Annotated in this window: 22 protein-coding genes; 7 read left to right on the top strand and 15 right to left on the bottom strand. The window is 72.0% G+C overall.

Features of this window, described 5'->3' with window-relative positions:
• Positions 1–94: 94 nt before the first annotated feature.
• Entirely contained in the window at positions 95–658 is a 564-nt protein-coding gene (locus AB0N03_RS01940) for a hypothetical protein (protein WP_364363829.1), read from the top strand.
• Entirely contained in the window at positions 655–1,836 is a 1,182-nt protein-coding gene (locus AB0N03_RS01935) for a lipase family protein (protein WP_364363827.1), read from the top strand. The genes AB0N03_RS01940 and AB0N03_RS01935 overlap by 4 nt, the downstream gene beginning before the upstream one ends.
• Here the strand turns inward: AB0N03_RS01935 and AB0N03_RS01930 are convergent, their stop codons facing one another.
• Positions 1,837–2,442: a hypothetical protein gene (locus tag AB0N03_RS01930; RefSeq protein ID WP_364363824.1), complete on the bottom strand. Its 606-nt coding sequence runs from the start codon at positions 2,440–2,442 to the stop codon at positions 1,837–1,839.
• Between the two features lie 39 nt (positions 2,443–2,481).
• On the opposite strand from AB0N03_RS01930, the gene AB0N03_RS01925 reads away from it, so the two are divergent.
• Positions 2,482–3,015 carry a GtrA family protein gene (locus AB0N03_RS01925; protein ID WP_364363821.1) on the top strand — a complete coding sequence of 178 codons (534 nt, stop codon included), beginning with the start codon at positions 2,482–2,484 and terminating at the stop codon, positions 3,013–3,015.
• Here the strand turns inward: AB0N03_RS01925 and AB0N03_RS01920 are convergent.
• Entirely contained in the window at positions 2,905–3,600 is a 696-nt protein-coding gene (locus AB0N03_RS01920; protein WP_364363819.1) for a GNAT family N-acetyltransferase, read from the bottom strand. The genes AB0N03_RS01925 and AB0N03_RS01920 overlap by 111 nt on opposite strands.
• Before the next feature lie 294 nt (positions 3,601–3,894).
• Positions 3,895–5,091 carry a helix-turn-helix domain-containing protein gene (locus AB0N03_RS01915; RefSeq protein ID WP_364363816.1) on the bottom strand — a complete coding sequence of 399 codons (1,197 nt, stop codon included), beginning with the start codon at positions 5,089–5,091 and terminating at the stop codon, positions 3,895–3,897.
• A 196-nt stretch (positions 5,092–5,287) separates the two neighbouring features.
• On the opposite strand from AB0N03_RS01915, the gene AB0N03_RS01910 reads away from it, so the two are divergent.
• From AB0N03_RS01910 to AB0N03_RS01895, 4 genes are all read left to right on the top strand, one after another.
• Positions 5,288–6,496: a helix-turn-helix domain-containing protein gene (locus tag AB0N03_RS01910; RefSeq protein ID WP_364363813.1), complete on the top strand. Its 1,209-nt coding sequence runs from the start codon at positions 5,288–5,290 to the stop codon at positions 6,494–6,496.
• Positions 6,497–6,825: 329 nt separating this feature from the next.
• On the top strand, positions 6,826–7,758 hold the full coding sequence (locus tag AB0N03_RS01905; RefSeq protein WP_364363810.1) for an alpha/beta hydrolase: 933 nt from the start codon (positions 6,826–6,828) through the stop codon (positions 7,756–7,758).
• A gap of 381 nt (positions 7,759–8,139) precedes the next feature.
• Complete coding sequence (locus tag AB0N03_RS01900; protein ID WP_364364251.1) at positions 8,140–9,330, top strand: helix-turn-helix domain-containing protein; 1,191 nt, start codon at positions 8,140–8,142, stop codon at positions 9,328–9,330.
• A gap of 32 nt (positions 9,331–9,362) precedes the next feature.
• Entirely contained in the window at positions 9,363–10,556 is a 1,194-nt protein-coding gene (locus tag AB0N03_RS01895) for a helix-turn-helix domain-containing protein (protein WP_364363807.1), read from the top strand.
• Positions 10,557–10,603: 47 nt separating this feature from the next.
• On the opposite strand, the gene AB0N03_RS01890 is transcribed toward AB0N03_RS01895, so the two are convergent.
• From AB0N03_RS01890 to AB0N03_RS01835, 12 genes are all read right to left on the bottom strand, one after another.
• The gene (locus AB0N03_RS01890; RefSeq protein ID WP_364363804.1) at positions 10,604–15,328 is read right to left on the bottom strand and encodes an acyltransferase domain-containing protein; all 4,725 of its coding nucleotides are present in this window, start codon (positions 15,326–15,328) and stop codon (positions 10,604–10,606) included.
• 236 nt (positions 15,329–15,564) lie between these two features.
• Entirely contained in the window at positions 15,565–16,143 is a 579-nt protein-coding gene (locus AB0N03_RS01885) for a hypothetical protein (protein WP_364363801.1), read from the bottom strand.
• Positions 16,140–16,637, bottom strand: a complete 498-nt coding sequence (locus AB0N03_RS01880; protein WP_364363798.1) for a hypothetical protein — start codon at positions 16,635–16,637, stop codon at positions 16,140–16,142. Before AB0N03_RS01880 ends, AB0N03_RS01885 begins: the two co-directional genes overlap by 4 nt.
• Complete coding sequence (locus AB0N03_RS01875; protein WP_364363795.1) at positions 16,634–17,740, bottom strand: MlaD family protein; 1,107 nt, start codon at positions 17,738–17,740, stop codon at positions 16,634–16,636. The genes AB0N03_RS01880 and AB0N03_RS01875 overlap by 4 nt, the downstream gene beginning before the upstream one ends.
• Positions 17,740–18,711, bottom strand: a complete 972-nt coding sequence (locus AB0N03_RS01870; RefSeq protein ID WP_364363792.1) for an MCE family protein — start codon at positions 18,709–18,711, stop codon at positions 17,740–17,742. Before AB0N03_RS01870 ends, AB0N03_RS01875 begins: the two co-directional genes overlap by 1 nt.
• Positions 18,708–19,706 carry an MCE family protein gene (locus AB0N03_RS01865; RefSeq protein WP_364363789.1) on the bottom strand — a complete coding sequence of 333 codons (999 nt, stop codon included), beginning with the start codon at positions 19,704–19,706 and terminating at the stop codon, positions 18,708–18,710. The genes AB0N03_RS01870 and AB0N03_RS01865 overlap by 4 nt, the downstream gene beginning before the upstream one ends.
• Positions 19,706–20,716, bottom strand: coding sequence for an MCE family protein (locus AB0N03_RS01860; protein ID WP_364363786.1), 1,011 nt, complete (start codon positions 20,714–20,716; stop codon positions 19,706–19,708). Before AB0N03_RS01860 ends, AB0N03_RS01865 begins: the two co-directional genes overlap by 1 nt.
• Positions 20,713–21,729, bottom strand: a complete 1,017-nt coding sequence (locus AB0N03_RS01855) for an MCE family protein (protein ID WP_364363783.1) — start codon at positions 21,727–21,729, stop codon at positions 20,713–20,715. The genes AB0N03_RS01860 and AB0N03_RS01855 overlap by 4 nt, the downstream gene beginning before the upstream one ends.
• Entirely contained in the window at positions 21,726–22,922 is a 1,197-nt protein-coding gene (locus AB0N03_RS01850; protein ID WP_364363781.1) for an MCE family protein, read from the bottom strand. Before AB0N03_RS01850 ends, AB0N03_RS01855 begins: the two co-directional genes overlap by 4 nt.
• Complete coding sequence (locus tag AB0N03_RS01845; protein ID WP_360675510.1) at positions 22,919–23,734, bottom strand: ABC transporter permease; 816 nt, start codon at positions 23,732–23,734, stop codon at positions 22,919–22,921. Before AB0N03_RS01845 ends, AB0N03_RS01850 begins: the two co-directional genes overlap by 4 nt.
• Positions 23,735–24,520: an ABC transporter permease gene (locus tag AB0N03_RS01840; RefSeq protein WP_364363777.1), complete on the bottom strand. Its 786-nt coding sequence runs from the start codon at positions 24,518–24,520 to the stop codon at positions 23,735–23,737.
• On the bottom strand, positions 24,517–25,260 hold the full coding sequence (locus AB0N03_RS01835) for a hypothetical protein (protein ID WP_364363774.1): 744 nt from the start codon (positions 25,258–25,260) through the stop codon (positions 24,517–24,519). Before AB0N03_RS01835 ends, AB0N03_RS01840 begins: the two co-directional genes overlap by 4 nt.
• Positions 25,261–25,279: the final 19 nt, after the last annotated feature.

Below are 25,279 nucleotides of genomic sequence, written 5' to 3'. Positions count from 1 at the left end.
GGTGACAATTCCTCGCGGCGAAATGTTGACGCGGATGCCAACCGGGCATTCTCTCCTTGCTCGCGCACAACCGCGCCGCGTAGCTTCGAAACCCATGAAAAGAATGCACAGCGCGGTGCTCGCAATGGCGGCGGCCGCGCTTCTGTCGTGCTCCGCCTGCGGGTCGGACGCCCCGGCCGACCCCGGCCGGCACGCCGACCCCGCGGCGCTGGCCTGGGTCGACAAGGTGTGCGCCGGCGTGGCCGCGGGCTCGGCGAAGCTGTCGCAGCCACCGGCGGTCGACGACGCCGACCCGGTGCGGACCCGGGACGCGATGGTCGACTTCCTCGGCCGCCTGGGTTCGGCCCTCGACGACATGGCCGGCGGACTCCGCACCGCCGGCGTCCCGCCCGTCCCGGATGGACAGTCCGTCGTGGACAAAGCGACCGGCAACCTGACCGAGACGAAGACCAAGCTCGGCGAAACGAAGACGAAGATGGAGCAGGCGAAGGTGACCGACCAGCCCAGCCTGCGCCAGGTCATCTCCGAGGCCGACGCGACGATGGGCCGGCTCGCCGACCCGGAGGGCCCGATCAAGGACCTCAAGGCGAACCCCGAGCTGAACCTGGCCTTCAGCGAGTCCGCGACCTGCAAACGCGTCTACGGGACGGGCTCGTGACGCGCCGCGCGCTCGCCGTGGTCGTCACGCTGGTCGTCGCCGCGGCGCTCACCCCGGCGGCTTCGGCGGCACCGGCTCCCGGCCCTTCCGACGACTCCTTCTCCACGCCGCCGTCGCCGCTGCCCGCGGGCAAGCCGGGTGACGTCATCCGCTGGCGGACATCGAACGCGGGCCCGCGCAAGGCATCCGTCGACGCGTGGCAGGTGATGTACCTGTCCACGAACGCGCTCGGGCAGCCCGACGCCGTCACCGGGACCGTGCTCGTCCCGAAGAACGCCGACCGCGCGACCGCGCCGATCGTTTCGTTCGACCCCGGCACGCACGGCCCGGCGTTCGGCTGCACGCCGTCGAAGATGATCGACATCGGCGCGTTCTACGAGCAGCCCGGCCTCGACGACCTGCTCGACGCGGGCTACGCCGTCGCCGTCCCGGACTACGAGGGCTACCAGAGCACGCCGAAGACGACGTACGTGGTGGGCCGGTCCGAAGGCCCGGCGGTGATCGACGGGGTCCGCGCGGCCCAGCGGCTCACCGCGGCCGGGCTGTCCACGACGTCGAAGGTCGTCTTCCGGGGGTACTCCCAGGGCGGCGGCGCCGCGGCGTGGGCCGGGGAGCTGCAGCCGGCGTACGCGCCGGAGCTGAACCTCGTCGGCATCGCGGCGGGCGGGGTGCCGGCCGACCTCGTCCAGGTGACGCTGCAGCTCGACGGGAAATCCGGGTTCGGCGTGTTCGCCTACGCCCTGCTCGGCCTCGACCAGGCCTACCCCGAGCTGCAGCTGGACTCGTTCCTCAGCGACAACGGCCGCGCGAAACTGGCCGAGATGAAGCAGAGCGCGTGCACGTTCGAGCTGCTCACGACGTACGCGAACCAGAAGATCGCGGACTACACCACCGGCCCGGGTTACATCCAGCCCGCGTGGGTGGCGCGGCTGAACGAGAACAAGCTCGGCGGCAGCCCGCCTCGCGTCCCGGTGTTCCAGTACCACGCCACCGGCGACCAGCTGGTGCAGTTCGCGCAGGCCGACGCGCTGCACAAGGCGTACTGCGCGGCCGGGGTGGCGGAGACGTGGCAGACCTACGACACCGACCACATCACGCTGGTCTACACCGGCAACGCCGACGTCCTGGCGTTCGTCAAGGACCGGATCGCCGGGAAGCCGGCGACGTCGAGCTGCTGATCAGCGGTTCGGCCTGCCGTGCGGGTGCTGCTGCTGCCACGAGCTGATCACCGAGCTCACGTACTGCTGCCAGGTGTCCTGGGCCGGCGGCGGCGACGTCGAGGGGCGCGCGGGCTTGCGCCCCGCGGCGGCCGGCGCGCTCGTGGTCCGGACCGGCGTGTCGTGCACCTCGGCGGTGAGCGGGGGCGGCGCCGCCGAGGCGCTCATCGTCTCCACGGCGTCGCTCGAGGTCGGCGGCGCGACGGGGACGGCCGCGCCCGGCGGCGGCGTGGCCGTCCCGCCGACCTGATGCGGCTGGAACAGCACGACGGCGGCGAGCCCGAGCGCGACGGCCGCGCCCGCGGCGAGGACGTACGGCTTGGTCCGGTGGGAATCTGCGGGCGGCGCTTCCCGGGGACGTTCGTCTTCGGGTTCCGGGGCCGCCAGCTCGGCGTCGAGGATGGCGAGCGGATCGGGCCGGGGTTCGGGAGCCGCTTCCTCGGCTTTCGCTGCTTCCTCGGCGAGCATCGCGTCGAGGTCACCGCGGATCATCAGCGGTTTCGTCTGCGAGAGGTTCACCAGCTCGGCGACCGAGGGGAGTTCGCCCTCACCGCCCGTGCGTGCCATCGAAAGACCTCCACCCTGTCGGCGCCACCTGGAGGAACCATGCCCGAGCCGCGAGAGCTGCTCCGCTTCGCTGTCGTCGGCCTGGCCGCGTACGGGGTCACCCTACTGGGCGACTACAGCCTGAAGCTCACCGTGTTCCGTGAGAAACCGGTGACGGCGCTTTTCTGCGCGACGGTGGCCTCGACGGCGTTCGCTTACCTGCTGTCCCGGCGCTGGTCGTTCGCGGGCCGCGGCGGCCACCGGCGGACGCGCGAGGCAATGCTGTTCTTCGTGGTCAACGCCGGTGCGGTAGCCGTGAACCTGGTGCCGCCGCTGGTCTCGCGGTACGCGCTGCACCTGTCGGTCCCGCACGTGAGCTACCTGGCGCAGGAGGTCGCGGACTTCGTGGCCGGGATGGTGCTCGGCACTTTGTCGGGAACGGCCTTCCGCTGGTACGGCTACCGGCGGTGGGTGTTCCCAGGGTCAACGCCACCAGTCGGCGTCGCCCAGAGTGGTGAAGCCGAGCTTGTCGTAGAGCGGCTTCCCGGACCGCGAGGCGGTCAGCGTGACGGGACGGTCCTCGAAGTGCCGTAGAACGGCGTGCATGAGGGCGCGCCCGACGCCTTTCGACCGGTGTTCGGGCATCGTGGTGACCCAGTAGACGCCGGCGACACCTCCGTGGGCCATGGCGAGACAGGCGCCTTGGTCCCCTTTGAGGAAGAAGACTTGGCCTTGCGCGCCGGCCGGGAAGACTTTCCCGGGCGCGAGCGGCTGGTACTCCTCCAGCGGGAAGCCGTGGACGATGATGTCCTCGGCTTTCCGCAGTTCAGCGGGGGTCTTCGCGCGGGTGACACCGGGTTCGTCCGGCACAGGCGCGGGTTCGCGGACCATGACGGGCAGCTGCCGCGGGGTCATGCCGGTTTCGCTGAGGTCGAGGCTTCGGAAGGGATCTTCCACGACGACGGTCCGGCCGTTTTCCCGCTGCCGGTTCGCGAGCGCGGTCAGCTCGGCGTGGTCCGGGGTGGCGGTCCTGACCATGATCCGGAACCGGCGGCCGTCGATGGCGGTGAAGGTGGGGTGCTCGTGGACGCGGTCACCGCGAGCCCGGGCGAGGGCGGTCCACATGGCGACGGCGTTGTCGGAGGCCTGGCTCAGCCGCTGGGCGAGCAATCCGGTCATGCGGGCAGCTTAGGACGGCAAAGGCCTGCTCCCCAGAGCCAATCGACACCCGGCGAACCGGGCCACTTCGGCCGGGGCGCGGTGTCGCGAATGAGTCATTGGGGACCTCCGGCGCCGCGAATGAGTCATTCGCGACCATGGGAAGCGCCGGTTTGTCCACAGCCCGGCGCGATTGTGGACGCCTCGGGCGCTCGACCGGCAATCCCCGGTTTCCGTCGTGCCCGGCCGGTAGACTGGACCAGGGCACGCCCCCCAGGGAAGGGCGGGGCCCCCTCCCCGCCCGGCCGCCCCGGCTCACTCCTCGCCCGGCAGTGCCCGCTCCGCCAGCAGCGCCAGCTCCAGCCGCAACCGCTCCCCCGGGTCGTCCAACCGCGCCCCGAACAACTCGCTCAGCTTCCGCAACCGCGCCCGGATCGTCTGCGGGTGCAACTCGAGCAGCCGCCCCAGCTCAGGCGCGCTCCCCCGAGTCTGGACCAACGCCAGCAACGTCTCCGCCATTTGCTCCCGCCGCCGCCCCGACAACCCGGCCAGCGGCTCCAACGTCGTCGATGCCAGCTGGGCCACCAGGAACTCGTCCGCCAGCAGCAACAGCGTCGTCAGGTGGTCGCGGCACCACACCACCGGGCCCGGCGCGTCCAGCAGCCCGCGCGCCGCCAAATCCAGCGCGCGGCGGGCCACCCGGAACGACTCCGGGGCCGCTACCGGCGGAACCAGGGGACCGACCGCCGCCAGCCAGCCGGCCGGCAACGCAGCCAGCCCCGTCAGGTCCGTGTCCGGGGCCGGCGTCAGCGCGGAAGGCGGACTCCCCGAAGGATCGGCTGGGACGTGCGAAGGCAGCAAGCCCGAGGGGAACTCCGGCGCGCCCGGCAGCGCCCGGAACGCCACCGCGGCCACCCGCGAAGGCACCGGCAGCCCGGACGCCGCGAGCAGACCGTCCACTTCGGCCGGTGTGCGGCCGCCGATCAGGGCGTGCAGCAGCCGGCGGTGCCGCTCGCCGGTGCCGGACATCGCCGCCTCGGCCGCGCGGTAGCCCTCGGCGACCGCCGTCATCGACGTCTCGACGTCGGCGAACATCCCCTCGGCCGCGCCGTACAGGACGTCACCGGACAGGCCGGCATCCCGGGCGATGTCGGCGATCCACCGCCACGTCACCCGGCTCGACACGCGGATGGCCGCCTGCACCGCCTCGCGGCTCAGACCACTGTGGAACGCCGTACGCCCGTGCCCGCGGAACTCGGCCAGCCGGTCGGCCTGCCACATCGCGGGCGTGCCGACGCGGTCGATGTCCCGCTCGATCCCGCGCCGCGCCTGCTCGATCGCCTCGGTCCGCGAAGGACCGCGGCCGAAACTCCCGGAATATTCCGGAATCTCGGCGGCGATGCCGTCGACGCAGGCCCGGGCGATCTCCGGGATCCGCGGGCGCACCGCGTCGGCGAGCTCGTGGGGCAGCCGGGCCCACACGGAGCCGTCCGAGGCAGCGGAACCGCGCATGGAAATTCGGTCCTCCACTCGGGAATTGGTGGCCCAGAAATACCCCCCACCACCTGACACGGAGCGTAGAACGCCCACCCGTCCGTGTCAAAAGGACGCCATCGCGTCACCCTTTCCGGGAACACGTCGTTGATTTTTCAGTGACACAACCGTCGGATACGCTCTGCTCCGCCCGGACGAACTCGAAGGGGGATTCGTGGTCGAGTACCGCAGCTTCCGCCTGCTGGCCTCGCTGCCGCGCGCGCTGGGCGCGGGCCTGCGCCCGCACGTCGGGCACGCCGCGGCCTCGATGATCCAGGAGGTCCAGCGCACGGTCCCGGCCTACGGCCAGCCGCTCAAGGGCGTGTTCGGGAAGGTCCTGGTCAGGAGCGTCGAGTACGCCGTGCAGCACTGCGTCGACTCGATGGGCGAGCCGGACCTGGCCCACGAGCACTGGGCCGACTTCTACCGCGGCCGCGGCCGCGTCGAGTTCACCGAGGGCCGCAACCTCGACGCGCTGCAGGACAGCGCCACCATCGGGGCCCGGGTGGCCTGGCGGGCGATGCACCCCGGCGTCGTCGCCGCGGGCGTCGACCCGGCCGTGATCTCGGTCGCCGCGGAGGCCATCTTCGCCTACGTCGACGAGCTGTGCGCCACCGCGATCGAGGGCTACCAGCAGGCGCAGGCCGAGGCCGAGGGCGCCGTCCCGGTCCGGCGGCGGCGGCTGCTGGAGCTGATCGTCCAGGGTCCCGAAGGCGCCGCGACCAGCATCGCCGGGCTCGCCGGCGGCGCGGGCTGGCCGCTGCCGGAGACCGCCGCGATGGTCGCCCTCGAACGCGGTCCCGACGCCGCCGACTTCCCGGCCGACCTGCTCGGCGACGGCGTCCTGGCCGACCTCGACGGCTCCGAGCCGCACCTGCTCACCCGCGATCCCGACGCCGACCTCGCGCCGCTGGAAGCCAAGCTCGACGGCTGGCGGGCCGCGGTGTCGCCCACCGTGCCGCTGGCCGACGCCCCGGCCGCGCTGCGCACCGCCCGCCGGGCGCTGCTGCTGTCCGGCCCGGACATCCCCGGCCCGATCATCTGGTGCCGCGACCACCTCGCCACGCTCTGGCTGCTCGCGGAGGACTTCCTGGCCGCCGAGCTGGCCCGCCAGAGCCTCGACCCGTTCGCCTCCCTCAGCGAGAAGCAGCGTGAGCGGCTCAGCGAGACGCTGCTGGCCTGGCTGGAGACGCGCGGCGGGGCGCCGGAGATCGCGCAGCGCCTCGGCGTCCACCCGCAGACCGTGCGCAACCGGTTGCGGCAGCTGGAGGAGCTGTTCGGCGACCGCCTCAAGGACGCCGACGACCGCCTCGGCATGCAGCTCGCCCTGCGGGCTCAGCGGCTCATGCGCGCGCACCGGCCGGACGGTGAACGGGAGCGCTGACCAGGCGGTCGAGCGCGCGCACCGGCATCGGCAGCACGCGCCGCCAAGCACGGCGTCCCGGCCGCGGCGGCTGGTGGGTGACGTGGAAACTCGCGCGGCAGGACATCACTGCGTCCGGTGCGTCATTGCGACCATGCCTTCGAGGAATACGCGGATACCGGCGGAATGTCGATACGCATTACCGGTGAATCCGGGAAAACTCGTACCCGCGATCGCCTTTCCTCCCCCGTTCTTGTCATGCTCGCGTGCATTCGGCGGAAGTGGTGTTCGCCACATCGGGCGCAAGTAGTCGGATGCCCTATTTTCGGGTTCGCGAGAAAGGGCCGCCGATGACCATCGAGACGTACACGATCACCCTCCACGGCCGCCGGATCCGGCTGCACGAGCACACGCCGCCGTCGGCTGCGGGCGACGAAGCGATCGTGCTGCTGCACGGGATCGCGGGCAGCGCCGAGACCTGGGCACCGGTGCTGGCGCGGTGCGCCGCGCTCGGCCGCCGCGTGCTGGCGCCCGATCTGCCCGGCCACGGCGCGTCGGAGGCACCGCGCGCGGACTACGGCCTCGGCGCGATGGCGAGCACCGTACGGGACGTGCTGGCGGTGTCGGGCGTGCGGCACGCGACCGTCGTCGGCCACTCGCTCGGCGGCGGCGTCGCGATGCAGTTCGCCTACCAGTTCCCGGAAATGTGCGACCGGCTGGTGCTGGTCGGCAGCGCCGGGCTGGGCCCGGAGGGGAGCCCGGTGCTGCGGGCCACGGCGTTGCCGGGGGCGCCGGCCGTGCTGGCGCTGGCGGTGAACCGCGTGACGCTCGCGATCGCGCGGGCCGCGGCCCGGCTCGGGCGCCGGCTCGGCGGATCGTGGAAAATCGAAACACGGGAGCTGGCCCGGCATTTCGGCTCGCTGGCCGACCCCGCGCGGCGGCGGGCGTTCCTGTTCATCGCGCGCAGCCTCATCGACCTGCGCGGGCAGCGCGCGAGCGCCGTCGAGAAGCTCTACCTGGCCGAGGCCGTACCGACGCTGCTGGTCTGGGGCGCGCGGGACCCGCTCATCCCGGTGGCGCACGGACGACGGACCGCCGAACTGCTGCCGAACGGCCGATTGACCGTGCGGGAAAACGCGAAACACTTTCCACATGTGTCCGATCCGGACGGGTTCTGCCGGCTGCTGACCGAGTTCGTCGAGGGCACCGAACCCGCGCGGCTGACCCTGGACGACGTCGTCGAGCGGCTCACGGCCGCGGCAGGCCGGAAACCACCCGCCTGAAAAGTTGTCATCCGCGCACCATCCGCCCGAAGCGGAAGTGTCACCTCACATCGCGCCCTTCCACCCGTTCGGGTGTAGTCCGGACGGGTTACCGCAAAGTCAGCGGAGAACCCGTTGACAGTGCCGTTCGCGCGAAATTATGTTGCCTGAGCCACAAAATCCGGACCGGCTTCGACGACGAAGAGGCCAATTTTGTTGCCAGCAAGGATAAAACACATGACCGACGTGGACACCGGGTTTGCCGCCCCCGCACTGCGGACGGGCCGGCCCAACCCTGGCGAGCGCTCTTCCGGACCGGCGTACCGGCAGCAGTCCGTGTCGGCCGACCGGCCCCGGACCACCTACCCTCCTACCCAGCGGACCGCGGGGGAACCCCGGCCCGTGCGCGCTTCCGGCGCCATCGGGCTGTGGGCGTCGCTGCCCCGCGAGCTGGCGATCCGCTTCAAGCCGCGGGTCGACCCGCTGGCCCGCGCCATCCTGCAGGAGGTCCAGCGGGCGGTGCCCGAGTACCGCCGGCCCCTCGAAGGCGCGTTCGGGCACATCATCACCCAGGGTGTCCGGCAGGCGATCATCCAGTGTCTCGACAGTGTCGGTACCCCCGGTGCCGTGCCGCTCGAGACGTGGACGACCGTGTTCCGCAACCTGGGCAAGATCGAGTTCAACGAGGGCCGCAGCCTCGACTGCCTGCAGACGGCCTACCGGGTCGGCGGCCGCGTCGCGTGGCGGCACATCTCGGAGTTCGGGCAGGCCAACGGCGTCGCCGCGGACACGCTGTGCACCAGCGCCGAGGCCATCTTCGCCTACGTCGACGAGATTTCCGCGCTCTCGATCGAGGGCTACACGGCGGCGCAGACCCGGGCCGCCGGCACCCGCGCCCGGCGCCGGCGACGGCTGCTCGAACTGCTGCTCGCCGACCCGCCGGCGGCGCCGCAGACCATCAGCGCGCAGGCCTCGACCGCGCTGTGGGCGCTGCCCGCCGAGGTCACGGTCGTCGCCCTCGAACCCCGCGCCGACCAGCACAACCTCGCCGCGCCGGATCTGCACTCCGACGTCCTCGTCGACCTCGAGGGCGGCGAGCCGTGCCTGGTGACCGGCGACCCCGAGAAGCACCTGAAGAACCTCACCGAGCGGCTGGGCGGCTGGCGCGCGGTGGTCGGCCCGACCGTGCGGCTCACCGACGCGCCGCGGTCGCTGCTGTGGGCGCGGAGGACGTTGAAGCTCGTCCAGCGCGGCGTGCTGCCGGACGCGCCGGTCACGCGCTGCACCGATCACCTGTCCACGTTGTGGCTGCTCGCCGACGAGTTCCTGGTCCGCGAGCTGTGCACCCGCAGCCTGGAGCCGTTCCGGGACCTCACCCCGAAGCAGCGCGCGCGGCTCGGCGAGACGCTGCTGATCTGGCTGCAGTCCCGCGGCAGCGCGCCCGAGATCGCGAAGAAGCTCAAGGTGCACCCGCAGACCGTCCGGTACCGCATGCACCAGCTCATCGACCTGTTCGGCGACCGGCTCGACAACGCCGACGACCGGCTCGACATGGAGATCGCGCTGCGGGCGGAGACCCTGCTCGGTTCCTGAGATCGGCTCATCCCGAAGGAGTGGTGAGGCTTGTGACGGGACCGTCCGGCGAAACGGCGTTCGGGCCGATGCTGAGCGGCGACGGCCGGCCCGGGCAGCTGTGGGCCATGCTCCCCCGCGAGCTGGCCGCGGTGTTCCGGCCGCGGATGCTCGACGTCGCCGACGAGGTGCTGCGCGAGATCCAGCGCACCATCCCGGACTACGCGCGGCCGCTCGACGGCGCCTTCGGCAAGGCGCTGCGGGCGGGCGTGCAGGCGGCGATCCTGCAGTTCATCGACCGGATCGCCGCGTCCGGGCCGGTGCCGGACTCACGCCGGAAGCTGTTCGTCGGGCTCGGCGTGCACGAGCTCGCGCAGGGCCGCAACCTCGACGTCCTGCAGGCGGCGTACCGCGTCGGCGCGCGCGTCACCTGGCGGCGAATGGCCGAGGTGGGGACGCGGGCGGGCGTGCCGTCGGCGACGCTGTGCCTGCTGGCCGAGGCGATCTTCGCCTACATCGACGAGCTGTCGGCGTTGTCGATCGAAGGGCACGCGGCAGCCCAGGCCCGGGCGGCCGGCGCGCGGGAACGCCGTCGCCGCCGGCTGCTGGACCTGCTGCTGGCGGACCCGCCGTCGCCGTCGCGGACGGTCCAGGAAGCGGCGACGGCGGCGGACTGGCCGTTGCCGCACCGGCTGGTCGCGGTGGCGCTGGACGGGCCGGTGGACATCGCCGGGCTGGACGCTCTGGAGGACTTCGAAGACGGGACGCCGCGGCTGCTGCTGCCGGCGCCATCGGACCGTTCGGGGTTGACGGCGGCACTGGCCGGTCACCGGGCCGCCGTCGGTCCCCCGGGGCCCCCGCGCCAGGCCGGGCGTTCCCTGGCGACGGCGCAGGAGGCGTTGCGCCTGGTCCCCGACGTCCTGCCGGACGAGCCGCTGACCTGGTGCGAGGACCACCTGGCGACGTTGTGGCTGCGCAAGGAGCCGTTCCTCGCGACGGAGGTGTCCCGGCGCCGGCTGGCCCCGCTGACGGCGTTGAACCCGAAGCAGTACAACCGCCTGGCGGGGACGCTGCTGGCGTGGCTGGAGACGTGCGGCAACGTCCGCGAGGTCGCCGCGCGTCTGGCGATCCACCCGCAGACGGTCCGGGCGCGGGCCCAGGAGCTGGAGACGTTGTTCGCCGACCACCTGCGAGACCCGGACGACCGCTTCGAGATGATCCTCGCCCTCCGCGCGACCCTGACCTGACCCCGGGTCGACTCCCCGATCACGCGTGATTGAGGGGGCGACACGGGTCAAGGGACGGGATCCTGGTTTTCCGCGCGGCCTTGACCGGTGAGGGTCGGCTCGGGGGCCGGAGTGCCCGTCACGTACCCGGCGAGGTCGGCCAGGCTCGCCCCCCGCAGCAGCAGCGGCACCGGCAGCGTGACGCCGAACTCGCGCTCGGCCGCCGCCCGCGCGCGCATCGCCGTCAGGGAGTCCAGGCCCAGCTCGACCAGCGGCACGTCCCGCGGCACCGCGCGGCCGAGCAGCCCGGCGAGGATGTCCGCGAGCCGTTCGGGCGCGGCCGGCGGCGCCGGATCGGCCGTCAGCACACCCGCGAAGAACGGCCGCCGGACGAGCTCCGGGAACCGTCCGGCGACGCGGCCCGCGTCGAGCCGCGCGATCCCGACCGACGGCCGGTCCGCGGCGAGCACCGCGGGCAGGGCTTCGAGTCCCTCGGCCACCGGTACCGGGTCCAGCACGGGGTCCATCCCCCAGTTCACGGTCGTCGCGGGCAGTCCGCGCGAGCGGCGCCAAGCGGCGAACGCGTCCAGCCACGCGTCCGCCGTCGCGACGGCCGTCGCATCGGGCGCGCCGAACAGCGCCACCGACGACGAATACGTGAGCCACCAGTCCGGCGGTGTGTCGGCCGTGGCCTCGTGCAGCCGTCGCGCACCGAGGACCTTGGGCCGCCACACGGCCGCGACGTCGTCGCCCGAGACGGCCGCCGCGTGCACGATTCCCCGCAGTGGCAGGCCATCGGCCGTGGCCGCGGCGACGAGCCGGTCCGCGACACCGGGTTCCGCGATGTCCCCGGCGACGGTTACGACGTCCACTCCGGACAGTCCGATTTCGTCACTGGAAAGTACGCAAAGGACGATCCGGCTCGCGCCATTGCTCGCCAGCCAGCGCGCGGTGGCCGGCCCGAGCGTGCCGGAACCGCCGGTGATCACGTACGCGCCGGGGCCGGTCGACGCGCCGTCGACGAGCGGCACGCGGGTCAACCGGGCCGCGTACCGGATGTCGTGGCGCCAGCGCACCTCGTCGTCGGGGGCGTCCGAACGCAGCTCGCGCGCCAGAACGTCCACATCGGACCGGGCGTCGCAGTCGACGAGCGTCGCCCGCAGCCCTGGGCGCTCGAAAGCGAGCACCCGCACCAAACCGCGCAGGAACGCCTGCCCCGGCTCGGCGCTCGACTGCGTGACCAGGTGGAACCGGACGCCGGACCCGAGGCGGGCGAGCACCGAGAGCACCGTGTGCAGCAGGTCTTGGGCGTCCTCGGGATCGCGGTAGGCGTGCGGCGCCCCGGTGAGGAACACGACGCCGCGCACCGGCCGCTCGGCCAGGAAGCCCGGCAGCTCGTCGAGGTCGTCTTGCGGCAGCGAAAGCGCCTCGTCCCCGGCCGCGGCCAGCGCCAGGGCGAGCGCGACGGCCCGGCCGAGCGCCGCCGGGTGCTCGTCGGTGAGCAGCAGCCACGAACCCCGTCCCTCCGGCGGGGTCGAGGGCAGCGGCACCTCGGGCCAGGTCGTCCCGAACGCGCGGGCGGCGAGCGGCACTCCGGCGAAGGGCCGGGCCCGGACGTCACCGACGTCGACCACGACCTCGCCGTCCTCGGTGACGAGCTGCACCGCGCCGTCGCCGGCCAGGCACCGCACGCCCCGGCCCGGATCGCCCAGTAGCCGGACCCGGCCGAACCCCGTCGGCGAAAAGCCTTCGGGCGTCATCGCGGCGAGGGCGGTGGACAGGATCCGGTGCAGCACGTCTCCCGTTACCCGCGACTCTCCGTCCACTTCGGACATCAGGATCGGCGCGGGTTCGGTGTCGGCCGAGACCCACGCCGTCGCGTGCCGCACCCAGCTCGCGCCGGCCTTCGCCCGCACCACGGCGGTGCCGTCGGCCCGGATCTCCGTGCTCAGCACCGTTTCCCCGGTCACCGCGAGCACCCGGTGCACCTCGAGACCGTCGACCCGGACCCGGTCGCTGCCGAACAGCTCCCGGGCGCCGGCCACGAGCAGCTCCAGGAACCCGGTCGCCGGGAACACCGGGACGTCGTGCACCCGGTGCTCGCCCAGCCACACGGGCGCGTCGGGCGCGATCGTCGTCTGCCACAGGTGCCGGCCCTCGTCCGGCACCTCGACGCGGGTGCCGAGCAGCGGATGGGCAGTGGCCCGCCGTGGCGGCCGGAACGTCCGGCGCTCCCACGGGGGCGGGGGCAGGTCGAGCACGGGCGCCTCCGGGTACCGCCGATCGAGCACCGCCGGGTGGCCGGCGGTGTGCAGCTCGGCCAGCGAGCGCGCGAAAGCGTTTTCTTCGCCGTCGCGCCGGCTCAGGGTGGGCAGCGTCCGGACGCCGGCCCCGGTCTGTTCGATCACGGTCTGCTCAGTCGCGGTCTGCTCGACGGCGGGCAGCGCGATCGGGTGCGGCGAGAGCTCGACGAACCAGCGGTGGCCGTCCGCGACGGCGGCGGCGACGGCCTGGGTGAACCGGACCGGACTTCGCAGGCCGGCCGTCCAGTACCCGGCGTCGAACGCCGGCACCGCGCGCGGGTCGTCGAACACGCTCGAGTAGTACGTCGTCGCGGGCGGCCGTGGCCGCAGGTCACCGAGCCCGGCGCGGAACCGGCCCAGGACCGGGTCGACGGCGGCCGAGTTCGCGGTTCCGGCGATCGGGCGCACCCACCGCCCGAGTCCGTCCACATGGGACATCAGCACGGCGAGGTCTTCGGCGCTGCCCGCGACCGTGCACTGCGCCGGCGACGCGTGTTCGACGACCGTGAGCCCCGGCAACCCCAGCTCGAGCACTTCGGCGGCGGACAGCTCGACGACGGCCATCGTGGCGGCGGGCAGCTCGGCGAGCAGATTCGCCCGGCTGACGACGATGTCGAGCCCGGCCCCGGCGTCCAGTGCGCCGGCGACGACAGCCGCCGCGATCTCGCCCGCCGAGTGGCCGAGCACGGCGGCGGGCTCGACGCCGTGCGCCCGCCACCACCCCGCGAGGGCGACCTGCAGGCCGAACACCAGCGGCGGCACCACGGCGGGGTCACCGAGCGGCCGGCGCAACGCGCCCCGCAGCGAGAACCCCGCCTTGGCCAGGAACAACGGTTCCAGGGCGGCCACCGCGGCCCGGAACTCCGGCTCGGCGCCCAGCATCCGCCGTCCCATCGCCGGCCACTGCGAACCGGCCCCCGAGAACACGAAGACCGGACGCGGCAGTTCGCGCCCGGCCGTGCCCCGCACGACGTCCGCCGTGGTGCCGCCGCCGGCGACGGCCCGCAGTCCCGCGGTGAGGGCGGCGCGTGACGACGTGACGACGGCGGCCCGCAGCGGCAGCTGTTCCCGGCGCCGGGCGAGCGCCGCGGCGAGGTCGCCGGGGGCGGTGCCGCGGCCGGGCCCGGCGAGCCAGTCCGCCAGGTCACCGGCCCGGCGGCGCAGGGCGAGCTCCGAGGTGGCCGACACGGTGAAGACCTGCGGCCGGCCGTTCCACCGCGAGCCGGGCGTGGCGGGTTCGAGAGGTTTCGGCCATTCCTCGACCACGACGTGCGCGCCCGTGCCCCCGGAGCCGGACGCCGAGACGCCGGCGCGCGCGGTGCCGGCGTACCGCGGCCAGCCGGTGGTCCTGTCCAAAGGGGACAGCCGCGGCGGGATCCGGCCGTGCCAGAGGGCCAGCACGACCTTGCTCAGCCCGAGGATCCCGGATGCCGCTTCGAGGTCGCCGAAGACCGTCGCCGCCGAACCGGACAGCAACGGCCGCCGCGGGTCGCGGGTCCGGCCAAGCACGACGTCGGGCACGACCGGGTCACCCGGCGTCTCGAGGTAGTCCACAGTGGATGGATCGGACCCGGCGACGGCGTGCGCGTCGGCCACCACCTGCTCCTGCGCAGCCGGTCCGGTGGACCACCCGGTCGCGCTGCCGCGGATCACCGCCAGCACGCGGTCGCCGTCGCGGCGGGCGTCGGCGAGGCGTTTCAGCACCACCACCCCGCAGCCCTCCCCGGTCCCCCGCGGCCCGAACAACACGTGGACCCCGGCGGCCAGCATCAGGTCGGCCTCCCCGGCGGCCAGCGCGCGCACCGCGTGGTGCACGGCGACCAGCGCGGACGAGCCCGCCGTGTCCACGACGAGGCTGGGCCCGCGCAGGTCGAACCGGTCCGACACCCCGTTCGCGATCATCGACGCGCCAACGTGCCGCCCAGGGTCGGTGAACAGCGCGTAGTCCGCAGCCGAGACGCCCGCGAACACCCCGGTCCGGCTGCCGCGAAGCGTGCCGGGCGCGATGCCGGCGTGCTCGAGCGCGGCCCACGTCGTCTCCAGGAGCAGGCACTGACGCGGGTCCATCCCCGCGGCGTCGGCCGGGTCGATGCCGAAGAAGGCGGCGTCGAAGCCGGTGCCGCCGGGCAGCTTGGCGTCGGCGCCGGTCAGCAGCGCGCGCCACAGCTGGTCCGGTGACTCGATCCCGCCCGGCAGCCGGCAGCCGATGCCGAGCACGGCGACGGGCTCGGCGGCCCGGGGCCGCGGCCGGGTACCCGGCTCGGCCAGCGCCGCCGCCAGCGCGGCGATCGACGGGTACCGCCCGAGCAGGCCGAGGTCCGGTTCGCGGCCGAGCAGCGCGCCGAGCTCGGCGGCGACGGTCACCGCGTCCCGCGACGACAAGCCCAGCTCGGCCAGCGGGACCGCGGCGTCGACCGAGTCCGGCGCGAGCCCGGCGAGCCCGGCGATCCGCTCGGTGAGCCACCGGCGCAGCTCACCGGGGCCGGTCATCGCCGGCCGCCGAGGTCATCGACGATTTCGATGACCGGCACCCGGTACCCACCCGGGTCCGAAGTAGACGGCCGTGCAGAGCTCGTGAGCATGGATTCCTCGCGCATTTCTCGCGGTGGATCGGTGATTCACCGTATTTCCCGCGTTGAATCCCTGTCAACGAACCGAGAATGCGCGTAAATACTTTGTCATTCCGTTCACTGCGCGACGGGCAACGCCTGTTGTCACCGTGACAATCACGCGGCGGACATCCCCGTGACCCGCCACTTCCCGGCCACGCGCTCGGCCGTGACGCTCAGCTGGGCGGCGCCGGTGCTGTGCTGCCCGTCGCCTCTCGTGCCGGTCTGGTCGAGGAACACGAGCAGCGCCGCACGGTCGCCGTCCAGCAGTTTCACGCCGGCGGCGACGGCCGTCGAAGTGACCACGAGTTTCTGGTCGGCGGCGAGCGTGCGGACTTGGCCGAAGAGCTGGTCGTACTGCGCGAGGGCGGGGCCGGCGAGGAGTTCTTTCGCCGCCCGCTCGTTCTTGGCCGGGTCGTCGTAGCGGTAGGAGAACAGCGTGCCGAGCGCGGCACTGATCTGCTTACCGGCGTCCGCGGTGCCGGCCACGTCGGAAAGCGCGGTGTTGTGTTCGACGACGGCGTTCGTGCTCCGCGCTTCGAGCGTGAACCACCCGGCGAGCCCCGCCATCACGACGGCGACCGCGGCCACCGCCCACGGCGCCCGCCGGCGAGGGGCGACGACCGGGGCTTCGGGCGCCGGGTCGTGGTGGCGGCCCGCGACCTTCACCGAGCGCTTCTTCGTCGGCACGGTCATGGCGCCTCCCCCGTCGGGACCTGCCCCAGCCCGGTAACCCGCCAGCCCTCGGGGCCGCGGGTCAGGTCGGCCTGGAACCGGTTGCGTTTCGTCACGGCGTCCCCGCCTGCGGGCGCCACCACCAGCTCGACCGACGCGATCAGCTTCGCCGTGCCCGCGCCGGTGTCCACTTCGGTCACCGCCGCGTCGGTCACCTTGCCGGTGGTGACGGTCTTCGCCTGCGCGATCCGGTCGAGGCTGCCTTGGCGATCGGCCGCCAGCTCGTCGTGCAGCGCGCCGCCCGACAGCTCGAGCCAGCGCTGGTACCCCGGCGCCGCCTGCCGGTAGTCCAAAGTGGTCAGTCCGGCGACGGCGGTCCGGCCTGCCTGCAGCGCGTCTTCCCGGACGACCGCCCGCGCGACGCCGTCGTCGTGCGCCGCCTGCCACCAGGTGAACCCGGACCAGCCGGCCGCGACGGTCGTCAAGACCACGGCCAGCCACGCGAAGATCCTCACGGCCGTCCTCCCGGTGCGTTCTGCGAGCCCCGCACGTTCGTCGGGTCGCCCTTCGGCAGCGCGCAGCGCGCCGCCGTGTTCAGCGGACGGGTCGACGTGTCGAGGCCGTCTCGGTACGGCGTCGGGTACCCGGTGGTGCACGGCGGCGGGTCGAAGAACGTCAGCGACAGCCCGAAGTGCGCACCGTCCGGCCGCACGACCGCACTGCCCGCGGCGACCGCCTCCGGCGCGGTGATCAGCAGCTGCCGCAGCCCGTCCCGGCGCGCTTCGAGGACGTCCGCGGTGGTCAGCAGGTTGGCCAGCAAGACGCCCAGCTGCGGCCCGGAGTCGCGGATCAGCGCACCGACCTCGTTCGCCGCCGCGGGCACCGCCGGGATGAGCGTGCGCAGATCGCCGTCGGCCTGCTTCAACGTCGAGGCCAGGAGTTTCGCGTTCGCGCCGAACTCGCGGATCGCGTCGGCCTGCTGCACCTGGGTGTCGAGCACAACGTGCGCGTCGGTGACGAACCGGGTCAGCGGCGCGACGTGCGCGCTCGCCGCCTGCACGAACTCGATGCCGCGGCCGACGAGCTGGTCCAGCGCCGGGCCGGCGTCGGACGTCGCGTCGTACAGCTCGTCGACGACCGTGCGCAGGGCCGGCTTGGGCACGGAATTCGCGAACGAGTCCACGGTCGACAAGACGACGTCGACCGGCAGCGGGATCTTCGTGTCGGCCTGCGTGATCACCGACCCGTCCTGCAGCTTCGGCCCACCGTCGGTGCGCGGCCGCAGGTCGACGTACTGCTCACCGACGGCGGACCGGTCGGCGACGACGGCTGCGGTGTCGGCCGGGACCGGCGCGGTGCCCGAGTCGATCTCGAGGTCGGCTTCCATCCCGGCCGGGGTCAGCCGCAGCTCGCCGACGCGGCCGATCGGCACGCCGCGGTAGGTGACCTCGGCGTTGGTGAAGATGCCGCCACCCGTCGGGAACTGCGCCTTCACGGTGTAGCCGCGGTCGAAGAACACCTTGTCGAGGCCCGCGTAGGTGGCTCCGACGTACGCGACGCCGAGCACGGCGATGACGACGAAGAGCGTCACCTGGACACGCACGAACCGGGTCAGCATCAGTGGCCCACCTTGAGGAACCCGTTGAGGTAGTCGCCGCGGATCGTGTCGAGCGCGGCGTCCGGGAACGGGAAGGTGAAGATCATCTCCATCGCCTTCGGCAGCTTGTCCCCGGAGTCGGCGAGGCGCCGCAGCAGCGGTTCGAGGGCCTTGAGGTCCGCGACGAGGTCGTCCTTGCTGCGGTTCACCGTGTCGACGGCGACGGACGTCAGGCCGTCGAGCGACTTGAGCATGCCGACGAGCGCTTCCCGTTGCTGGTTCAGGACGCCGATGCCGGGCGTCAAGCCGTTGAGCGTCGTGGTGATCTGGTCGGTGTGCGCGTTGAGCGTCTCCGCGAGCTTGTTGACGCTCTCGATGGCGCGAGTGATTTCCGTCCGGTGCTCGTCGAGGCCCTTCACAAATGCGTCCAAACTGGACAAGAGACTGCGCGCCGCGGTTTCGCGACCGCCCAGGGCTTCGTTGAGCTGGTGGCTGATGTTCTGGACCTGCGCGACTCCGCCGCCGTTGAGCAGCAGCGACAACGCGCCGAAGACCTCCTCGATCTCCGGGGTCAAAGTGGACCGATCCAGGGGGATGGCCGCGCCGTCGAGGAGCCGGCCCGACGGCGTCGCGTCGTCGGGCGTGGCCAGCTCGACGAACTTCTCGCCGAGGATGCCGGCCTGCCGCAGCCGCGCGACGGCGTTGCCCGGCAGGTCGACGTCGCCGTTCAGCAGCAGGTCGACGAGCGCGCTGCGCCCATCGGGCGCCAGCTCGACCTTGACGACCTGCCCGACCGGCACGTCGTTGACCTTGACGCCGGACTGCGGCACCAGATCGAGGACGTTCGTGAAGCTGGCGGTGACGTGGATCGGCTGGTCGCCGAGCGCGGCGCCGCCGGGCAGCGGGATGTCGTAGACGCTCACCCCGCGTCCGCAGCCGGTGGTGACGAGTGCGAGCGTCACCACCGCGGCCACCTTGACCAGGGACTTCATTTCGGCTCCGGGAACTCGAGGAGGTTGCCGCGCCCGTCGATGGTCCCGTTCGCCTGGTCGTAGGCACCCAGCAGGTTCGTCAGGGCGTTCGGGGCCGCTTGGAGGGCCTCGGCGAGGGAGTCCTTCTGGTCGGCCAGCACCTTGGTGACGTCGGCCAGTTTGTCCACATCGGACTGGACCTTGCCGCGGTTGTCCTTGATGAACCCCTGTACGACGCTCAGTGCCTGGGTCAACTCGGTCAGCGCGCCGGAGAACTGGTCCCGCTGGTCGGCCAGGACCTTGCTGAGCGACGCGATCTGCGAGATGGCCTGCTTGACCTGCCCGTCGTTGGCGGCGAGCATCGCGGTGAACTTGCTGATGTTGTCGACGGAACCGAACAGGTCGTCCTTGGAGTCGCTGGCCGCGCGAGCGAACTCGCCGAGGTTCTTGATCGCCGTGCCGATGGTCTGCCCGTTGCCGTTCAGGTACTCGGCCGACTTGGTCAGCACCTCGCTGACCGCGCCGTCCTGGTTGGCGCCCTGCGGCCCCAGCGCCGTCATCAGCTGATTCAAACTGTGCAGCAGGTCGTCGACCTCGACCGGCGTGGCGGTCCGCTCCCGCGGGATCGACGCACCGTCGGCCAGCTGCGGCCCGCCGTGGTAGACGGGCGTGATCTGCACGTACCGGTCCGCGACCAGGCTGGGCGTGATGACGACGGCGCCGGCGTCGGCCGGCAGCTGGACGTCCGGCTTCAGCGTCATCGTCACCTTGACGTCGGTACCGTTCGGTTCCACTTCGGACACCGAGCCGATGGCGACGCCGAGCACGCGGACGTCGGAGTTCGGATAGATGCCCACCGCGGCGGCGAAGTACGCGGTCAGCGTGCGCTCGGCGGGCGCGGTGACCACCGGCCACCCGGCCGAGACGACGAGCGCGAGCACGACGCCGAGCGCGAGGGCCCGCAGTCTCGTCCGCCGGCGCGCCTGCGCTCCCAGGTCGATCAGCTGGTGCGCCATCAGCGTCCCCCGTTCTTCGGCGGCAGGCAGCTGCCCGGCGTGGTGCCGGTCGGGATGAGCCCGCAGATGTAGGTGTCGATCCACCGGCCGTTGCCGACGGCGTTGCCGAGCAGCCGGTAGAACGGCCCGGCCAGGCGCAAGCTGTCCTCGAGCTTCCCTTGGTTCTGCTGGAGCACGGTGGCGACGCGGTCCAGCTGGTCGAGCGCCGGGCCGAGCGTCTTCTGGTTGTCCGCGACGAGCCCACGCAGCTGGATCGAGAGGTTCTTGATGCCGCTGAACAGGGAGGCGATCGCGTCCTTCCGGGCGTTCAGCTCGGTGAGCAGCGTGGTGCCGTCGCGGATCAGGGCCTGGATCTGGTCGGAGCGCTCACCGAGCGTCTTGGACACCTGGTTGGTGTTCTGGAACAGCTTCACCAGCTCGTCGTCGCGGGACGCAAGCGTTTGCGACAAGGCGGCGATCCCGTTGAACGCCGTCTTGACGTCGCTCGGTGCCGACGCTCCGAGCGTGTCGGACAGCACGCGAAACGCCTGCGCGAGCTGGTTCGTGTCGATCGCCCCGACCGTGCTCGCCAGGTCGTTGAACACCTCGGTGACGTCGTAGGGCGAGCTGGTGCGCTCGGCCGGGATGGGCTGGTCCGGGTTCAGCTCGGCATTGCCGACCGGATCCAGCACGAGATTCTTCTGGCCGAGCAGCGTCTTGATCTTGATCGCCGCCGTGGTCCGGTTGCCGACCCAGGTGTCCTTGACCCGGAACAGCACCTCGACGTGGTCGCCGGCCAGCCGCACGTCGGTGACCTCGCCGACCTTCACCCCGGCGACGCGGACCTCGTCGTTCGGCTTCAGCCCGGCGGCCTCGTGGAACTCGGCCTTGTACGTGGTGCCGCCGCCGAGGAGCGGCAGGTCGTCGGAGAAGAACGTCGCGCTGCCGGCGAGGGCCATGACCAGCGCGGTCACCGCGCCGACGACGATCGGGTCGCGGCTGCGGAACGGCTTGATCCGGGGCGGTTTCATCGGCACCTCGCAGCGGTCACAGGGATGCCCGGCGGGGGGCCGCCCGGCGCGGGCTTGGCGTCGGAGTCGACCGCGCACAGGTAGAAGTTCGCCCACGAGCCGTAGGAGAAGAGCGTGCCGATCCGGTCGAACTTCTTCGGGAGGTTGTCGATGAACTGCTGGAACACCGGGGTGTTGTCGGCCAGGTTCTTCGACAGGTCGCCGAGCGCGGTGATGCTGTCCTTGAGCGGCTGACGTCCTTCCTGCAGCAGCCCGGCGGTGGCGGTGGTCAGCTCGCCGAGGCCGCCGATCGCCTGCCCGATCGGTTTCGCGTCCGCGGCGAGGCCGGTGACCAGCTGGGCGGTCGTGTCGACGAGCGCGTCGAACTGGTCACCCTGGGAGTTGACGGTGTCGAGCACGGTGTTGAGGTTGCCGATCACCTGGCCGATCACGGCGTCTTTGCCGGCCAAAGTGGACGTCAGCGACGCTGTGTGCCGCAGCAGGCTCTCGATCGTGCTGCCCTCGCCCTGCAGGACCTGGATGATCTCGAACGACAGCTGGTTGACGTCGTTCGGCGACAGGGCCTGGAAGAGTGGCTTGAAGCCGTTGAACAACGCGGTGAGGTCGAGCGCGGGCTTGGTTCGTTCGAGGGGGATCTGCGCGTCTTCGCCGAGCGTCGGCGACGTGTCGGTGGCGCCCGGGTCGACCGAGAGGTACCGCTGGCCGACGAGGTTGCGGTAGCGGATGGTGATCGAGGCCGACGCCGTCAGCCGGTGCGCGCGGTCGACCGAGAAGCCGACATCGGCCAGCCGGTGTTCGACCACCTCGACGGAGTCGACCTGGCCGATCCGGACGCCGGCCATGCGGACCTCGTCGCCGGGGTTGACCGACGTGGCGTCGGTGAACCGGGCGGTGTAGCCGATGGTCGCGCCGACGTTCGTGTTGGCGATGGTGATCGCGAGGATCCCGGTGGCCACCGCGGTGACCAGGAAGAAGATCAGGCCCTTGATCGCGGGGCCCACGACGCTCCTCATCGGACGGTCACCTCCGTCCCGCGCAGCGCGGGTCCGATCAGGACACTGCTCCAGTCCGGCACGTCGCCCAACGTCGGTTTCAGCAGCTCGGCGACGAGCTGCCGTTCACCCGGCGAGTTCGCCGGGCCGAGGTCGCCGTCGGTCGCTCCCGGCGCCGCTGCCCCACCGCCGTAGCACTTCGGCCCGCCGGTGGCGTCGAACCGCGGGGTGTCGCGGCCGGGCACGTACTTGGCGCGCGGGTCCTGCACGGTGAGCGTCACGTGCAGGCCCGGCTCGTTCGTGCCCTTGCCGAGGGCCTTCTCCATCAGCGGCTTGAGCCGGTTGACGGCGTCGAACAGGCACGGGAACTCCGGCGAGTACTGGGAAAGAAGCTCCAGCGAAGGCCGGCTCTCGACCGAGACACCGATGATGTTGTCCTGGTTCTTCCGCAGGAAGTCGTTCAGGTGCCCGGTGGCGCTGGTGACGCTCGTGTAGAGGTGGTCGAGGTCCGCACGGGTGTCCACAATGGTCTTCGCGGTGGTCGAGAGGTCGCTCAGCGCCTGCAGGATGTCCGGCGCGGCGCCTGCGTAGACGTCGGCGGCGTTCGCGAGCCCGGTGATGTCCGCCTTGAACTGCGGCATCAGCGGGTTCACCTGGCCGAGGAGGTCCTGAAGCTTGACGATGCTGTCGCCGATCGGCCGGCCGCGGTGGTCGAGAGCCTGCGAGATCGCGCCGAGGGAGCTGTTCAGCTTCTGCGGCTGGACCGCGCGCAGCAGCGGCAGCAGGTCGCCGAGGACGCGCTCCAGCTCGATCGCACTCGACGAGTGGTCCTGCGCGATGACGTCGCCCGCGCCGAGCTTCCCTTGGGGACGGTCCGGCAGCACGAGGTTGACGTACCGCTCGCCGAACACCGTCTTCGGGAGGAGCCGCGCGGAGACGTTCTCGGGCAGCATCCCGATCTTGGCCGGGTCGAGCGCAAGGTCGATCTCGGCGCCGGTGCGCGTGCTGCGCACCGCCCGGACCTCGCCGAACGGTACGCCCTTGACCTTCACCTCGGCGGTCGGCGCGAGCTGGTTGCCGACGCGATCCGCCCGCAGCGTCACCACTTCCGAGTCGTCGAAGTCCTTGTCGTAGATGGCGACCGCGAGGTAGCCGAGCAGGACGAGCACGCCGAGGAACGCGACCCCGGCGAGCTGCGTGCCGAACCGGCTCATCCCGACACCTTCACCGTGGTCGTCGCGCCCCAGATGGCGAGGGACAGGAAGAGGTCGAGCACGCTGATCAGCACGATCGACGTCCGCACGGCCCGGCCGACCGCGACGCCGACACCGGCCGGTCCGCCACTGGCCCGATAGCCGTAGAAGCAGTGCGTCAGGATCACGCCGACGCTGAAGACGAGCACCTTGCCGAACGACCACAGCACGTCGCCGGGCGGCAGGAACAGCGTGAAGTAGTGGTCGTAGGTGCCACCGGACTGTCCGAAGAAGACGACCGTGGTGAGCCGCGAGCCGAGGTAGGAGATCAGCAGCCCGATGACGTAGAGCGGGATGATCGCGATGAACCCGGCGATGATCCGGGTGGTGACCAGGTACGGCATGCTCCGCACGGCCATCACCTCGAGCGCGTCGATCTCCTCGGAGATCCGCATGGCGCCGAGCTGTGCGGTGAACCCACTGCCCACAGTGGACGACAACGCGAGCCCGGCGACGAGCGGCGCGATCTCGCGCGTGTTGAAGTACGCGGTCAAGAAGCCGGTCATGGCGGAGATGTTGATCTGGTTCAGCGCGCTGAAGCCCTGCAGGCCGACGGTGACACCGGTGAACACGCACAGCCCGACCATCACGCCGATGGTGCCGCCGATGACCGCGAGCGCGCCGCTGCCGAACGTCACTTCGGCCAGCAGCCGCACCACTTCACGGAAGTAGCGGGTCACGGCGAGGGGGACGGCCGCGAGCGCGCGGACGTAGAAGAGCAGCTGGTCGCCGAGGTCGAACAGCCGGTCGCCGGGTTTGCCGAGGATGGCCACTCAGGTCCCCTTCGCCGGAACGAGTTGGAGGTACAGGGCGGTGAGCACGGTGTTGACGAAGAACAGCAGCAGGAACGTGATGACGACGGACTGGTTGACGACGTCGCCCACGCCCTTGGGGCCGCCCTTGGGGTTCAGGCCGCGGTAGGACGCGACGACGCCGGCGAGGTAGCCGAAGATCACCGCTTTCACCGAGCTGACGACGAGGTCGGGCAGCTGCGCGAGGGCGTTGAAGCTGGCCAGGTACGCGCCGGGCGTGCCGCCCTGGATGATCACGTTGAAGAAATAGCCGCCGAGCACGCCGACCACGCTGACCAGGCCGTTGAGCAGCACGGACGCGCAGACGGCGGCCTGCACCCGCGGCACGACCAGGCGCTGGATCGGCGAGACGCCGAGCACCTCCATCGCGTCGATCTCCTCGCGGATGCTGCGCGCGCCGAGGTCCGCGCAGATAGCGCTTCCGCCGGCGCCGGCGATGATCAGCGTCGTCACGATCGGGCTCGCCTGCTGCACGACGGCCAGGACGCTCGCCGCGCCGTTGAACTGCTGGGCGCCGATCTGGCTGGTGAGCGAGCCGAGCTGGAGCGAGATCACCGCGCCGAACGGGATGGAGACGAGGATCGCCGGCGCGATGGACACGCTGGCGATGAACCAGAACTGCTGGACGAACTCGCGGATCTGGTAGGGGCGGCGGAACATCGCGAGGATGATGTCGAGGCCCATCGCGCACATGCGGCCGAACTCGCGCAGGCCGTTCGCCGCCCGCTGCTGCACCTGGATCGTCATGCCTTGCACCCGGTGCTGAAGCAGCGCAAGGTGAGGTTCGAGACGAAGGTGTTGCCCGGCCCCGAAACCAGGCCGGTGAGCAACCGGCTCAGGTCCTCGCGTCCGACGCAGCCGGCGAACGGGGGTGCGGTGAAGGTGGAGGTCACTTTCACCGGCGGGGCCGGCAGCGAAATCGGCACCAGCGCCTTGATGGTCACCGCGGCGGGCTGAGCGGTCCGGCAGTTCGGGCCGACGTCGAGGGTCTTGCCGTCCACTTTCGCTTCCGAGAGCTTGATGAACACCTTCGCGGTGACGTCGGTGTCGGCGCAGATGTTCGTTTGTGTGGCCTTGCAGTCCTTGTCCTTGCCCGTGTGCACCGTGGCCGTTCCGGTGGCGTCGCCGTCCGGGATGATCTCGACCCGGCCGGTGGTGGCCATGAACCGGAACGCGACGAAGTAGCCGTCCGTGGGCGGGATGCTCAGCTTTCCCGTGATCGGCACGGTGCTGGTGAGGCCACCCAGGGCGCCGTCGAAGGTGCCCGGCGGGAAGGCGATGTCGGAACCGAGCTTGGCCACGTGGCTCGTGGTCGGCTGCTGCGCGTCCCCGAGGGTGAATCCGAAGGGGATCTGGGTGGCGGCTTGGGGTGCAGACGCATCTCTATCAGACACGGCCTCGCTCGGCGCGGCTTCCGCGGCGCCGAGCGAGAACGCGGTCAGCACCAGCACGAGCAGGAGCGGCACCGCGCGTGTCAGCACTGACATCAGGAATTCCTCATGGTTC

Source organism: Amycolatopsis sp. NPDC051061 (assembly GCF_040682935.1).
In the GTDB taxonomy this organism is placed as follows: domain Bacteria; phylum Actinomycetota; class Actinomycetes; order Mycobacteriales; family Pseudonocardiaceae; genus Amycolatopsis.
This window is presented reverse-complemented; position numbering and strand designations above follow the sequence as displayed.

Excerpts from the sequence above, each read along its gene's own strand:
- AB0N03_RS01940 (WP_364363829.1), top strand. The coding sequence starts at position 95 with ATGAAAAGAATGCACAGCGCGGTGCTCGCAATGGCGGCGGCCGCGCTT.
- AB0N03_RS01930 (WP_364363824.1), bottom strand. The coding sequence starts at position 2,442 with ATGGCACGCACGGGCGGTGAGGGCGAACTCCCCTCGGTCGCCGAGCTG.
- AB0N03_RS01925 (WP_364363821.1), top strand. The coding sequence starts at position 2,482 with ATGCCCGAGCCGCGAGAGCTGCTCCGCTTCGCTGTCGTCGGCCTGGCC.
- AB0N03_RS01920 (WP_364363819.1), bottom strand. The coding sequence starts at position 3,600 with ATGACCGGATTGCTCGCCCAGCGGCTGAGCCAGGCCTCCGACAACGCC.
- AB0N03_RS01915 (WP_364363816.1), bottom strand. The coding sequence starts at position 5,091 with ATGCGCGGTTCCGCTGCCTCGGACGGCTCCGTGTGGGCCCGGCTGCCC.
- AB0N03_RS01905 (WP_364363810.1), top strand. The coding sequence starts at position 6,826 with ATGACCATCGAGACGTACACGATCACCCTCCACGGCCGCCGGATCCGG.
- AB0N03_RS01890 (WP_364363804.1), bottom strand. The coding sequence starts at position 15,328 with ATGACCGGCCCCGGTGAGCTGCGCCGGTGGCTCACCGAGCGGATCGCC.
- AB0N03_RS01885 (WP_364363801.1), bottom strand. The coding sequence starts at position 16,143 with ATGACCGTGCCGACGAAGAAGCGCTCGGTGAAGGTCGCGGGCCGCCAC.
- AB0N03_RS01875 (WP_364363795.1), bottom strand. The coding sequence starts at position 17,740 with ATGCTGACCCGGTTCGTGCGTGTCCAGGTGACGCTCTTCGTCGTCATC.
- AB0N03_RS01870 (WP_364363792.1), bottom strand. The coding sequence starts at position 18,711 with ATGAAGTCCCTGGTCAAGGTGGCCGCGGTGGTGACGCTCGCACTCGTC.
- AB0N03_RS01865 (WP_364363789.1), bottom strand. The coding sequence starts at position 19,706 with ATGGCGCACCAGCTGATCGACCTGGGAGCGCAGGCGCGCCGGCGGACG.
- AB0N03_RS01860 (WP_364363786.1), bottom strand. The coding sequence starts at position 20,716 with ATGAAACCGCCCCGGATCAAGCCGTTCCGCAGCCGCGACCCGATCGTC.
- AB0N03_RS01855 (WP_364363783.1), bottom strand. The coding sequence starts at position 21,729 with ATGAGGAGCGTCGTGGGCCCCGCGATCAAGGGCCTGATCTTCTTCCTG.
- AB0N03_RS01850 (WP_364363781.1), bottom strand. The coding sequence starts at position 22,922 with ATGAGCCGGTTCGGCACGCAGCTCGCCGGGGTCGCGTTCCTCGGCGTG.
- AB0N03_RS01840 (WP_364363777.1), bottom strand. The coding sequence starts at position 24,520 with ATGACGATCCAGGTGCAGCAGCGGGCGGCGAACGGCCTGCGCGAGTTC.
- AB0N03_RS01835 (WP_364363774.1), bottom strand. The coding sequence starts at position 25,260 with ATGTCAGTGCTGACACGCGCGGTGCCGCTCCTGCTCGTGCTGGTGCTG.